The sequence below is a fragment of the Flavobacterium sp. 22659 genome, assembly GCF_052044235.1.
GTDB classification, from domain to species: Bacteria; Bacteroidota; Bacteroidia; order Flavobacteriales; family Flavobacteriaceae; genus Flavobacterium; species Flavobacterium johnsoniae.
The window spans coordinates 4,256-17,454 of sequence record NZ_JBQEMU010000023.1 but is presented as its reverse complement, the minus strand read 5'-3'; the positions used below and the strand labels follow the sequence as shown (position 1 = coordinate 17,454).

The window sequence follows — 13,199 nt, the reverse complement described above, 5'->3', positions numbered from 1 at the left end:
TAAAAACTATTGATTATTTTTTAACCATTCTAAACGTCTTTGATCCGGAAGGTGCGTAATTTTAAAATCTTCAAAAGTTGCCGTAAATCCTTTTCCATCTGGGCTGGCAGCCATCATCCCAACTTGTACTGTTTTAAATTCTGGAAAATACACAGTATTGGTCATTGTATAATTAATCCCGTCAATAGAATAAAAAATCTCTAAAGCGTCTAGTCGGCGTACGGCTTTCATCCAGACATTTTTAGGTTTTTCTTTTAAGCCCAAAACGCTCCATGAACTTTTATCAATAGTGTGAACAGTACTAATATTGTAAACTCCATCTACATATTCTACACCTGTTTTTACGTAATTGTTTTCATCTATGCGCAGCATAAGGCAGACTTGATCGAATCTGGTTTTATAAACACCGCTCATTTTTACAACAACTTCAAATTCGCCGCTTCTCTCAGTGTATAAAAATGGTCCGTCGTAAACTGTAAATCCATAATGACTTTTGTTCCAATAATCAGATTGTGGTGTAACCTGCATAATAAGTTTATTGTCTTTTATTTCCCAGTCAGCAGGTTCATTGAGCCAGTTCATAGCGGTTAATTTTTGAGCATTTCCTTTTACAGTCATTATGCATATACATATTAAAACTAAATGAATTCTCTTCATGATTTCTTAAATTTGAATTTTATTAATAATTTACAAAGAATGTAATTTGAGTTTTTTACGGCAATAGTTATATATAACCATTTTTTAAATCACTCTAATCTCTTTCCATATAAATTAGCATAGTAATTTCAAACTTAGAAGACAAATTTTCTTTTGAATAAATTGACAGTCCTGAAAAGCATAATGCATCATTAAATGAGGCTTTAAAAATGATCGAAGTATATGTAAAATTAGATAATTCAGCTGCTGTGCTGTAATATTTAGCAAGCAATAAGAGCTATATATTTGCGGGTAATTTTGGACGTTTTTTGATATTTCTACGTCTGGATTTACAACAATTGATTCTATTTGGGAAGATGATATTTATAATCGTATTTATCCCGATGATCTTTTGGCTTCTCGTGGAAAAGAAATTTTAATATTAATAAGCCAAGGCGTAATTAGTAAAGAAATTGCTGTGAAACTCAATATCAGTAGTAATACTGTAAACAGACACAGACAAAATATTCTGTAAAAACTAAATGTAAATAATTCTATTGAAGCGGTTTCGAACAGCTTTGGGTTTGTTGTGATAAAGTCTTTTAGAATGTTTTTGTGTTTTTTATCAAATTTACTCTACCAGTCAAACTGTTAGATAATCTTTTTTTCCTGGATTAGCGGCAGAGTGACTGTAAATTCGGCACCATCATTCTCTTTTCCTGCGGCACTGATAGTTCCATAATGTCTTTCTGTTATTTTTCTGCATAGGGCAAGTCCCAGGCCGGTTCCTTCATAATCATCTTTGGAATGCAGTCTCTCAAAAGCATTGAATATACGATCTGCATAAATATCATCGAGTCCAATACCATTATCTTTAATGATTATCTGAACATGTTTTGTACCATTTTTATCTAAAATATTCGATGTTATTACAACTCTGGGCGGTTCATCTGCTTTGGAAAATTTTAAAGCATTGTGTATTAAATTATAAAATAACTGGTGTATTAATATTGGAGCTCCTTCTATTTCAGGAAGTTCACTTGTAATAAGAATAGCATTCTTTTCTTGTATAATAAGTTCTAGATCGATTTTTATATTTTCAACTATCTCATCCAGATTTATTTTCTGGACTGGCTGAATTGATTTGTTGAGAGTTGAATAGGCTAGTGTACCTTCTATTAATGTCTGCATTCTTTGGGCAGACTGATCCACTTTATCACTATATTTTTTTATATTTTCAATTCTTTCAGATTCAATTTCTTTTTTTAATAAACCATTAAAAGTTTTAATTTTTCTTACAGGCTCTTTTAAGTCATGAGTAACCATATTGGCGAAATGAATTAGATTCTCGTTTGACTTTCTAAGCTCTTTAGTGTTTTCCTTGATTTTTTCCTGAAGCTCTTTTTCAAACTGCCTCTGATCGCTGATATCCTGTATAATTCCAATGATGCTGGAAGCATTCCCATCTTGATCTTTTATAATTTTACCGTTGACTTTTACCCATTTTTCAGATTGATTATCATTTATAATCCTTGCTTCATACACTATTTTTCCTGTAATTAATGCGTCCTGATGTGCTTTTTCTCTTACTGGTAAATCTTCAGGATGCATTTTTTTTAGAAGCATTTCAGTATCTGACGCGTCATCAACTGACCATAATTCATTAAAATTTCCAGAAGTAACAGTTTCCTTAGTAATTAAATTTATTTCGTAAGTTCCCATTCCGGAAGATTCAACTGCTATGCGGAGTCTTTCGTCTGCACTTTGTATCTTCTGCTTTATATTGTGCATGTCTGTTATATCGGTTCCATTTTTTAACAGACCGTAAATTTTTCCATCTTTACCATAAAGAGGAGTAAAACTGTAATTAAAATAATGGTGTGTTATTTTTCCATCAACTATTAAATCTATCAATTTATCCTTTGCATAAAATGGTATTCCTGTGTTTAATACTTCAAGAGCCTGCGTCATTATTTCGTGTCTGGGAGATTCAGGAATTACGTCAAAATAGTTTTTTCCGATTACCTCGTTTCCTTTTCCCCATACGGAAATCATTGCAGGATTAGCAAGCTCGATTTTAAGTTCGGGACCAATTAAAACAGCTATTGGTAGAGGTGTGTTGTCCACAATGTTTTTTAACAGCGATACATAATCATACATGGCGGATATTTTTTTTGTTTACAAATTTAAAATCAAACAAAGTGTAGATGTTATATCAAGACTGGCTAATATTTCATAATTTCAATGAATAATTTTAAAAAGATAATTCGTTTTTTCTTGGGTATTTGAGTACTCTATGATATTTGATACTAAAAATGCAGCCTTTTTAGTATTTGTCGAAAATCATAGACACCTTCAACTGACTTTTTTTGCAGAAAGTATATCAATTTCTATCTAAAAAATGGAAATAACATATTGGGTATTCATAAAAAATCTTTGTTAAAAGCCATTGGCAGCCTCAAAATTTTGAGTTGCAGTATGTAGTAGAGCTTCCTTTTCATATACTGCGTTATAAAGCATCTTTTTTTGTGTTGCCAGTACTATAAGGTTATTTTGAGTATTCTTTAATTCATTGTTCTTTAATGTTCGCAGGAGTGCTTCCTGCTCTATTTCTTTTCTATCAAATACATGAAGTTCTTTAAGGGACTGATAGTATTCAAGAGAGGCAGTTTTAAGAGGTTCGCCTTTTGGAATGCCTTGTGTAGAAAGCTTTTTGATATCGCCTATAAGGATATCAAACTCTTTACTCTGCTGATCCACGGCTGTTAAAGCTCCTTTAAAATCATCTTTTGCCAGACAATTAAGCTTTTTTTCTCCTGAACCTTTTTTTCCAAGAATAATTTCAAAAGCTCTGCGTTCTGATTGATTGATCGACTCCTTGAAATCAGCTGCATTTGAAGATTCACAGGAACTCATTGTTATAAACAAAAATGCTGTTATATAAATACCAAGCCTTCTCATAATAATGGTTTTATGGATGTTAATCTAATATTGAAAATTACTCCTTTAAAAAACTTCAAAATGACTGAAGCAGGAATCTAAATTTAACGAAATACTTTAGACACTAATTTACATATTATTGAAATCTTATGAAAAAAAATAATCTAAATTGTAAATCATTTTGTAAAAAACTCATTTTTCTTTGCAGCAAACTTTGGAGAAGTTGTAAAATGAGCCAATCTTATAAAATAAAAAAACCTGCAAATCTAAAGACTTGCAGGTTTCGTGGGGAGAGCAGGATTCGAACTTAAGTCTGGAATCCCGCTTATTTGCTGCGTTATGTTTATTTTAAAACTGTTGTTGCCACGATTTTGCCATAAAAATAAAACTGTTAATTTATTTTGCTAATGTTTTGATTTTTAATGGTTTGTCCTGCTGTTTTGCTGCTGTAATTCTTTATGCTGTAAATATAAGTAATTTTTTATAAAATTGATTGTTTTGTCCTTTTTTTAAATTGTATAAAATGTCTAAATAAATTCAAATAAAAAAACTCTTAGCTTCTTGCGGCAAAATTAAAAGCAGCTCAAGATAAAGTATGATGTATTTTAGCAACTTAGTTTTCAACTGACCGGAAATCTGATAAAAATTTTTAAGTTATGGCAAAAATATATAAAAGATATGACCGCATTTTTAAAGAGAGAGCTGTTGGTTTAATCGATGAAAAAAATACGTTGCAAGCAGCAGCAGATGAACTTGGAATAAGATCCAGCATGCTGTGCAGATGGAGAAAAGAATATCAAAAATTCGGACAGGGAAGTTTTCCAGGTATAGGATATGACAGATATCATCCCGATGATCATAAAGTTTTTAATTTAAAAAAGAAATTAAATGAAGCGGCCCTGAGATATGAAATTTTAAAAAAAGCATCACCATATCTTTATCAGGGAAATTTAATGATTTATGAGTTCATAAGAGAAAATGAGCGCAGTTATTCCATACTAAAAATGTGCAGCATTTTGGAGGTGGGTTACGGCAGATACCACAGGTGGAAGAAAAACGGCATTTCTTTAAAACAGCAGCAGACAGCTCTTTTTAAAGAAGATCTTAAATCAATTTTTTTTTATTTTAAAAAACATTACGGACGCAATAAAATTACAAAGGAACTTCATAAGCTTGGTTATGTTATATGTCAGGAAAGGGTTTCTTTCTACATGCGGGAGTTAGGCCTGCGCCGCATAAAAAAAAGAAAATTTAAGCCTACTACGGCTTCTAAACATACTTATTACACAGCTCCAAATATCCTGGACAGAAACTTTCAGGTGCATTCCCACTCCGAGGTATGGGCATCTGATATTACCTATCTTCAGACTACAAAAGGTTTTTTATATCTCACCATCATTATTGATCTGTATGACCGTAAAATAATAGGCTGGAACCTGGGCTCAAGTCTCGCCGGTAAAAATACTACTCTGCCGGCTCTCAAAATGGCGGCGGCAAACCGGACTGCAGCTGAGGGGCTCATCTTTCATTCTGACAGGGGTGTTCAGTACGCCAACAGAGCCTTTTCTAAGGAGCTGTCTTCCTATAAGTTTATAAAAAGCATGAGCCGTAAAGGATGCAGCTGTGACAATGCTGTATCGGAAAGCTTTTTCAGTTCGCTGAAAAGAGAGTTAATAGATCCGAGAAATAGCTTATTTACCCGCAGAAAGATGCGACAGGAAATATATGAATTTATTGAAAACTGGTATAATACAAAGAGAATTCACACCTCTCTGAATAATAAAACGATAGAGCAGTTTAATAACGATTATTACTTAGAAACAGGGATTAGAATATGAAGCAGGACAATAAAATAAGTGCTGCAGATCTTTATGCTGCCAGTCTGGAACTAGAGATTAAAAAAGCAGAACTGAAGTTTGAAATCTTGAAAAATGCCGGCAGCTGCATTTCGAAGAAGAAAGACGTGCTTTATGATTTCATCCTGCAGAATGAAAAGCGCTACTCCATCCGGTTAATGACCGAAGTTTTAGGAGCCAGCAGGTACTGGTATCATAAATGGAAAAAAAATCCGCTTAATGAAACAAAGCGCAGAAAGATCTTGATGCATCAGGAAATAACCAGACTCTTCTTTGCATTTGAAAGACGTTAGGGAGCGAAAGAATTGCTGTGGAACTAAGGCATGCCGGGCATAAGATATCTAGTAAAACGGTTAGAAATTATATGCGGGAACTGGGACTTTCAGCGAGAGGCAAAAAAGAATTAACCGGGGTGCGGATCCGCAGCTGATATTGTTTGCTGTTTTGAAGTGCCAGTGTGATGGATATAAAAAATATGTAATTTAAAATCATAAACTGTAAGGAATCGAAGCAGCATTAGGGTAAATTTGTCCTATAGTAAGTAAGGTAAAAAAGCTTTTTTAATCAGGAAAAAAAAGAGGGAACTGGCTGGTTTCGTCTGAAGGCGGATGATGCTCATGGAGGACATGAGAATCTTAAATTCCGGTGTGCTTGTTTCTTGCCTTTTTCATAAACTATAAATTTAATTCTTTTTTTCCTTATAATTATAGTTTCAAAAAAACAAGCCATGAAATAACTCAATTTCTGGCATCGGTTGAACAACAAGAAATATATAAGACAGTAGGATGTTAATACAGTTTCGAACTAAGCTTTTTAGAGCCTTATTTTGCTGAAGTTTTAACTTTTTAAAATCCAAATGTGCCACGATTCTGCCACAAAACTTAAAGCAATAACTTGACGAACTTTTTATGCTAATAAAATTTCGACCGATCCTCACGAATATTACTATTATCAAGATTTTAAATATTAAAATAGATTGCTACAAAATCTAAATTGGTTATAAATTTTCTTCTTTTTCATTTAAAAATTTTCGTACTGCTACATCTGCTATTTTAGCAAAAAATTTCAAAATATCTGTTGCTTCTTCAAATGTCACATTCATTCCTTCATCATTAAGCATTTTTTGAGCTTCCAGAAGCGTAATTAACTATTCAGGCAATTCCATTTGATAAGGTAGAACTACATCAATAGCAATCCTATATAATTGAAAGACCAATAAATTTTCCAAGTAATCAATTTGTGGAAAGAAGTCATACAGAAAATATTGGCATACGAATTAATAAGTAATTACCAAAAAACTCTTTGCCTTTATATCTCATCTTGTCTAAAGAACCAGTCTTAAATTTAGACTTTATTATCTATAATGCTATGGACATTGTATTAACGTATAAAAATTACCAATTTACTGTTGATTATAAATTAGATTTTGATGTCATAGGCAAAATTGTAATTTATAAAGAGCTAAGGATCTAACTGCTCATTTAGATTTGCTGATGAGCTTTAGTTTTCTCCTTTCTGCTTTTATGATGAGCTCAAGATCTGTTTACCGGTTTCCTCAAGCTATGGCTTAGGGCTTCTTTAAAATGCAGAAGATCATCTCAGATCTATGCTGCCAGTTGTATCTTATAAGATCCTAATATTTTGATATATGAAAATGGTGTTAGGTGATTAGCTGTAAAGCTAAATAAATTTATTTTACATAATTTGTAGAAACACATCTTAACCAATATTGGACCATCACCATTATAAACTCCATCTGAAGTTAGCAATAATGCACAATGAAAAATAAATACAAAGAAAGTTTCTTAAATTGTATCCTCTGTTTGCCTTAAGGGTAGGGTAACCGTAAATTCAGCGCCGTTGTCCTTTTCCCCGGCTGCAGTTATTTTACCATTATGCCTTTCGGCAATCTTTCTGCACAGGGCAAGTCCAAGGCCGTTTCCCTCATACTCATCTTTGGAATGAAGTCTTTCAAATGCCGTAAAAATCTTTTCTGCAAATTCTGCATCAATTCCAATACCATTATCCTTTATTTTTATCTGTACAAAATCATGGCCGTTACTATTGATGATACTGCTTGTTATTATAACTCTTGGAGGCTGGTCCGCTTTGGAAAATTTTAAGGCATTTTGCAGGAGGTTATAGAAAAGCTGGTTAATTAAAATCGGCGCTCCCTGAATCTCGGGAAGATCAGAAGTAACTAAAATAGCACCTTTTTCCTTTATAATCAGTTCTAGATCTATTTTTAGATCTTCAATCACCTCATTGAGATCTATGGTTTCGATATGCTGTAAAGTTTTATCCAGGGTCGAATAGTTCAAAATTCCTTCTATAATGTTTTCCATTCTCTGGGCAGACTGGCTTACTTTATGAAGGTATTTTTTAGATTTGTCATTAACATTGTCTTCAATATCATTTCGTAAAAGGGTATTGAAAAATTTAATTTTTCGTAACGGTTCGCGAAGATCGTGGCTCACTACACTGGCAAAATGCATCAGATCGCTATTAGAACGCGTGAGCTCATTTGTACGGCTTGCGACCTGCTTTTTTAGTTCCTCCTGAAATTCCTTATGCTCGTGTATATCCTGAACAATCCCGATGATGGTCTTTGCAGACCCGTCCTTGTCCTTGATAATCTTTCCATTGATTTTAGCCCAGCGGTAGGAGCCGTCATCATTTAAAATCCGCGCCTCATAGCATATTTTTCCGGTTGCCTCAGCCTGCTGGTGTGCTTTTTCGCGCGCCGGGAGGTCCTCTGGATGAAGTTTTGCAATTAAATCGTCATTGGTTGTTTCGCTTCCAATGGAACAGATCGTATTGAAATTTGCTGAAGTCTTGATTTTTTTGGTCTCAAGGTCTATTTCATAACTTCCTATCCCGGAGCTTTCTATGGCTATGGTTAATTTTTCATTCGATTTCAGGGTTTCTTCTTTTGCTTTGTGCAGATCTGTGATGTCGGCGCCGGTATTAAGCACGCCATAGACTTTTCCATGCTCGTCAAAGAGCGGAATAAAACTATAATTAAAGTAATGTTCGGTCATAATCCCCTGCATGACCAAATCTACTTTTTTTCCTACAGCATGAAAGGCAGTTCCGGTTTTAAGAACGCCAAGCGCCTCATCGAGAATCTGCTGGTTTTCAATTTCTGGAACGACACTGAGATAGGTTTTTCCAAGTACATCATTTCCTTTTCCCCATGTTTTGATCATGGCATCATTGGCCAGTGCAATTTCTAAATTATCTCCCACATACACTCCGACGGGAAGAGGGATAGCATCAATTATATTTTGTAGAAGCCCTGGATTACGGTACATAGCGTTAGATTTGATTGGTATAGTTTTAATGGCGAAGCTATTGGCTTTTAAATGTTTATGGTTACATGAATTCTGCATTTTGTATCATAATTCCAATAATACAGCTGATTGTTTCTATTGTTTCTGCTTCGATTTTTTGTTATTGGAAATGACCCTCTGCTCGCTGCACTTAAAGCGTTTAATTGCGTCACTGCGTTTCCGCTTATGTTTTGTTTGACAGTTTTCTACTCTTTTACGCCAAAGTATATAGCTGCCGGGTTTGAGTTCCTTCTTCATTAAAATTTTTACATCAGCTTCCTGAAGCTCAAACTGATATGCAATGGCCTCAAAAGGGGTTCTGTCTTCCCATGCCATTTCAATGATTCGGTCCAGGTCACGATCGGGAAATTGCCGTTTTAATTTTTTCATAATTGTATTTTTTGAGGGATTCCCAATAGGGAATTAAGCAGAGCATAGCTAATTTAGATAAAATAATTTTTATTTTGTTTAATATTTATTTAAAATAGTTAAACAATTATTACCTTTAACATTAAGATATCATCTTATATGAAATACCCCTTTAGCTTTTTTGATAATTAATAAATAATATCTTATTTTCTTGAAAATCATAGCAGAAACAATCAGAACGGTTCTTTAATTCTAATCTTTAAAAAATGAAAACTATTGTAATTGTTGGCGGCAGTAAAGGAATCGGTAATGGTGTTTTAGTGCAGCAGCTGGAAAATTATAAGGTTATTAATATCAGCAGGGCAGCTCCCGATATTACCCATCCAAACTTAATTCATTTTTCAGTTGATGTGCTCCGGGATCCTTTGCCTGAATTTGAAAGTATTGATGCCCTGGTGTATTGTCCGGGGTCCATAAACCTGAAACCCATTTTGAGCTTAAGTCTTGATGATTTCAGAAATGATTTTGAAATTAATGTGGTGGGCGCCGTCAAAGTGATTCAGCATTATCTGCCTGCATTAAAGAAAGGAAAAAATCCTTCGATTGTTTTATTCAGTACTGTTGCGGCAAAATTAGGAATGCCTTTTCATGCCAGTGTAGCAACAGCGAAAGCTGCCGTTGAGGGACTCGTTAAATCACTCGGCGCTGAACTTGCCCCGTTAATCCGAATCAATGGTATTGCGCCGACTATTACAGAAACTTCTTTGTCCGGATCTATTTTAAGAAACGACCGGATGAAAGAAAATATGATCGAACGACACGCTTTGAAAAATTACCTCAAACCCCATGAGGTTGCCCGTATGGCAGGATATCTTATCTCTGAAGATGCAGCATCAATTTCAGGTCAGGTTCTCTCAATGGATTATGGTTTGGTAAGCTTTAAATTGTAAAACAGCTCAAAAATGAAAATTCTTTTAACAGGCGCTACAGGTTATATCGGCAAGAGGCTTTTGCCCTTGTTACTTGATCATGGAAATGAAGTAATCTGCTGTGTCAGGGATAAAAACAGGTTTTGTTTTCCTGAACAGTTTAAAAATAAAATAAAGGTTATCGAAGTTGATTTTCTGGATCCGGAAAGTCTGAAGAATATTCCCAATGATATAGATGCCGCTTATTACCTGATCCACTCGATGTCAGGAGCTTCTAATTATGATGAACTGGAAAGTATTTCTGCAAATTATTTCATTGAAAAAATAAACCAGACAAATGCAAAACAAATTATTTACCTGAGCGGAATTGTAAATGACCAATCATTATCCAAACATTTATCCTCAAGAAAGGCTGTAGAAGAAATTTTAAAAACCGCAGCAGTTCCATCAACTGTACTCAGAGCGGGAATTATAGTAGGATCAGGAAGTGCTTCTTTTGAAATAATACGCGATCTGGTGGATAAACTCCCCATTATGATTACCCCAAAATGGCTCAATACGAAATGCCAGCCGATTGCGATCAGCGATGTTTTAGAATTTTTAATCCGATCACTGTTAAATCCATTAACGTATAATGAAAGTTTTGATATCGGGGGACCTGATATATTGACCTACAAAGAAATGCTGCTGGAGTTTGCCAAAGCAAAAAAACTCCAAAGATATATTTATACAGTACCGGTGATGACTCCAAAATTATCGTCTTACTGGCTGTATTTTGTGACGTCAACTTCTTTTAAGCTGGCCTCGGCGTTGGTCAGCAGTATGAAAGTGGAAGTCGTCTGCAGCGATAACAGGATTAATAGTTTACTGGCAGTTACACCTATCTCTTACAGACAGGCATTAGAAAGGGCTTTGAAAAAGATTAGTGATGATGATATTATTTCAAGCTGGAAAGATTCACAAGTAAGCGGGCAATTCAAAGGAAATGTTTCTCAATATTTAAAGGTTCCTAAAAAAGGCTGTTATATAGACAGAAGAAAAAGAACAATTATAAACAGGGAATATACAATTGCAAGAATTTGGTCAATAGGCGGAGAAACAGGATGGTATTATGCCGACTGGCTTTGGGATTTGCGTGGGTTCATCGATAAGATTTTTGGCGGTGTGGGGACCAGAAGGGGAAGAACACATAAAAAGGAAATACATGCAGGAGATGCACTCGATTTCTGGAGGGTTGTATACGCCAATAAAAAGGAAGGTAAATTGATTTTATATGCCGAAATGAAACTTCCGGGTGAAGCCTGGCTGGAATTTAAAATAATCAACAATACCTTATATCAGGCTGCTACTTTTAAGCCGCGCGAACTTATGGGCAAAATATATTGGTATTCTGTCTTGCCATTCCATGGTTTTATATTTGATGGAATGCTTAAAAAACTAATTTAAGGATACAGCGGACAACATGGGCTGGCACCGGACTGTATTACGGCAGGGTATTGTACTGGTATAGTCTTATTTTTAATATTCTGCAGTTTAAAAGGGTTTGTAAAATGAGATCCTGGGAGCATCTTTTGCAGCATATAATTTCATTTGGACATTTTTAGTACATTTGGACATTGCAAAACCGCTTGATATGATAAGTGCTGAGAATCCGGATGCTGAAAGCCCAAAAGAAAAAGAGCCGGTAAAAATTCTGCTGGCCGAGGATGATAAAGACGATCAGGAATTGTTTATCGATGCCCTGGATGAAGCGCAGATTGCTTCTGAGGTAACGACCGTTGAAAACGGGCAGGAGCTCCTCGATACCCTCAGGGATGAATCCCAGAGCGATCCCGATATTATTTTTATCGATGTCAATATGCCCGTTAAAGGAGGAAAGCAGGCGCTGGAAGAAATAAAGGGAGATAAAGAGCTTCGGGACATTCCTGCCGTTATGCTGTCCACCTGGGATCATCCTGCAGATATTGAAGATACCTTTGATAAGGGGGCGGACCTCTATGTCCAGAAGCCCAATTCTTTTAATGGCTTTGTACTGGTACTAAAGAAGGTCTTCTTTCTGCACTGGGCCAAAGCTTTATTGGGTCCGGTTAAAAATTTATTTTTTGTTTCTGAAAAGAATATATCTCGCGGGGACTCCTAAGTGCTCTTACCAGTGTTATCTAAAAGTTTCGAACCTAAACAGCTTAATCTCTGGTTTTGTTGACTATTTGGTTTTCAAAAGTGCTATGTGCCACAATTCTGCCACAAAACTTAGAATGGTAAAATATCTTTAAAACCGCTTTAATCTTTTGTGGCAAAATTGAAGGCAGCTCCAGTCTGTATTTTGTAATATGATCTCTTTATTTTTTATAGGTTTAGGAATTAATCAGTTGTATAAAGCATATCAGAAATATTTCAAATCTCATCAGATTAATTTAATGGATTGATAGAAGTGCCCTTTGAGGATTATTCAGACCAGTCCCGAATCCATTTACTCACTGTCCGGCACCATTGGTCGTCGTCATTCAAACATGGAATTGCCAAAAACTCTTCTCCTCCTTTTGCTTCAAAATCTTCTTTGGCACGCATAGCGATTTCTTCGAGTGTTTCTAAACAGTCTGAAACAAAAGCCGGAGTAACAACTGCCAATTTCTTGATTCCTTTTGCCGGCATGCTGTCAATTTCAACATCAGTATAAGGTTCTAACCATTTGTCTCCTGCTAAACGCGATTGAAATGTCAGACTGTATTGATCTTCGGAAAGACCTAATAATTTAATAACCTGTCTTGTAGTTTCATAACATTGGTGGCGATAGCAGAATTCGTGCGCCGGAGATGGCGTGGTGCAGCAGGATCCGTCAATTTTACAATGCGATTTTGTTACGTCGGTTTTGCGGATATGACGTTCTGGAATTCCGTGATAAGAGAACAACAAATGATCATATTCAAAACCAACTACATGTTTCTGAATTGAATCGGCCAAATTCTTGATGTAATCTGGTTTATTATAAAATGCCGGAACATCAGTAAATGTCATGTGCGGGAATTTCTTCTTGCGAATTTCTTCAGCCTTTACCAAAATAGTCAAAGTCGAAGCCATCGCATATTGTGGATACAGTGGAAAAAGCATTACATCTGTAACTCCTTTATCGCTCAATT

13 protein-coding genes and 1 pseudogene are annotated in these 13,199 nt (G+C 35.2%); 7 read left to right on the top strand and 7 right to left on the bottom strand.

Annotated elements, in window-relative coordinates; all coding sequences use genetic code 11:
• Positions 1-6: 6 nt before the first annotated feature.
• The gene (locus tag ACTJIW_RS19580) at positions 7-657 is read right to left on the bottom strand and encodes a DUF1349 domain-containing protein (protein WP_440715784.1); all 651 of its coding nucleotides are present in this window, start codon (positions 655-657) and stop codon (positions 7-9) included.
• A 382-nt stretch (positions 658-1,039) separates the two neighbouring features.
• Between ACTJIW_RS19580 and ACTJIW_RS19575 the strand changes: the two are divergent.
• Positions 1,040-1,171: pseudogene (locus ACTJIW_RS19575) on the top strand (LuxR C-terminal-related transcriptional regulator); the annotation flags it as partial.
• Between the two features lie 116 nt (positions 1,172-1,287).
• Here the strand turns inward: ACTJIW_RS19575 and ACTJIW_RS19570 are convergent.
• Together ACTJIW_RS19570 and ACTJIW_RS19565 are read right to left on the bottom strand one after the other, a co-directional pair.
• Complete coding sequence (locus ACTJIW_RS19570) at positions 1,288-2,796, bottom strand: ATP-binding protein (RefSeq protein WP_440715783.1); 1,509 nt, start codon at positions 2,794-2,796, stop codon at positions 1,288-1,290.
• A gap of 279 nt (positions 2,797-3,075) precedes the next feature.
• Positions 3,076-3,552: a hypothetical protein gene (locus ACTJIW_RS19565; RefSeq protein WP_440718475.1), complete on the bottom strand. Its 477-nt coding sequence runs from the start codon at positions 3,550-3,552 to the stop codon at positions 3,076-3,078.
• Positions 3,553-4,232: 680 nt separating this feature from the next.
• On the opposite strand from ACTJIW_RS19565, the gene ACTJIW_RS19560 reads away from it, so the two are divergent.
• Genes ACTJIW_RS19560 through ACTJIW_RS19550 form a run of 3 tightly spaced genes read left to right on the top strand, consistent with a single transcriptional unit; the run spans position 4,233 to position 5,862 of the window.
• Entirely contained in the window at positions 4,233-5,414 is a 1,182-nt protein-coding gene (locus ACTJIW_RS19560) for an IS3 family transposase (RefSeq protein WP_440715781.1), read from the top strand.
• The gene (locus ACTJIW_RS19555; RefSeq protein ID WP_440715780.1) at positions 5,411-5,725 is read left to right on the top strand and encodes a hypothetical protein; all 315 of its coding nucleotides are present in this window, start codon (positions 5,411-5,413) and stop codon (positions 5,723-5,725) included. Before ACTJIW_RS19560 ends, ACTJIW_RS19555 begins: the two co-directional genes overlap by 4 nt.
• Positions 5,726-5,742: 17 nt before the next feature.
• Entirely contained in the window at positions 5,743-5,862 is a 120-nt protein-coding gene (locus tag ACTJIW_RS19550; RefSeq protein WP_440715779.1) for a hypothetical protein, read from the top strand.
• Between the two features lie 567 nt (positions 5,863-6,429).
• Here the strand turns inward: ACTJIW_RS19550 and ACTJIW_RS19545 are convergent.
• The 3 genes from ACTJIW_RS19545 to ACTJIW_RS19535 all read right to left on the bottom strand — a co-directional run bounded on the left by ACTJIW_RS19545 (position 6,430) and on the right by ACTJIW_RS19535 (position 9,154).
• Complete coding sequence (locus ACTJIW_RS19545) at positions 6,430-6,552, bottom strand: hypothetical protein (RefSeq protein ID WP_440715778.1); 123 nt, start codon at positions 6,550-6,552, stop codon at positions 6,430-6,432.
• Between the two features lie 685 nt (positions 6,553-7,237).
• Positions 7,238-8,746 carry a sensor histidine kinase gene (locus ACTJIW_RS19540; protein WP_440715777.1) on the bottom strand — a complete coding sequence of 503 codons (1,509 nt, stop codon included), beginning with the start codon at positions 8,744-8,746 and terminating at the stop codon, positions 7,238-7,240.
• Positions 8,747-8,860: 114 nt separating this feature from the next.
• Complete coding sequence (locus tag ACTJIW_RS19535; RefSeq protein ID WP_219071213.1) at positions 8,861-9,154, bottom strand: TIGR03643 family protein; 294 nt, start codon at positions 9,152-9,154, stop codon at positions 8,861-8,863.
• 245 nt (positions 9,155-9,399) lie between these two features.
• On the opposite strand from ACTJIW_RS19535, the gene ACTJIW_RS19530 reads away from it, so the two are divergent.
• The 3 genes from ACTJIW_RS19530 (at position 9,400) to ACTJIW_RS19520 (ending at position 12,202) form a co-directional block, all read left to right on the top strand.
• Entirely contained in the window at positions 9,400-10,083 is a 684-nt protein-coding gene (locus ACTJIW_RS19530; RefSeq protein ID WP_440715776.1) for an SDR family NAD(P)-dependent oxidoreductase, read from the top strand.
• A 12-nt stretch (positions 10,084-10,095) separates the two neighbouring features.
• Positions 10,096-11,508, top strand: a complete 1,413-nt coding sequence (locus ACTJIW_RS19525; protein WP_440715775.1) for an SDR family oxidoreductase — start codon at positions 10,096-10,098, stop codon at positions 11,506-11,508.
• A 187-nt stretch (positions 11,509-11,695) separates the two neighbouring features.
• Positions 11,696-12,202: a response regulator gene (locus ACTJIW_RS19520; protein ID WP_184160470.1), complete on the top strand. Its 507-nt coding sequence runs from the start codon at positions 11,696-11,698 to the stop codon at positions 12,200-12,202.
• A 305-nt stretch (positions 12,203-12,507) separates the two neighbouring features.
• Here the strand turns inward: ACTJIW_RS19520 and ACTJIW_RS19515 are convergent.
• The coding region (locus tag ACTJIW_RS19515) for a ferrochelatase (protein ID WP_440718474.1) at positions 12,508-13,199 on the bottom strand (692 nt) is incomplete at its 5' end.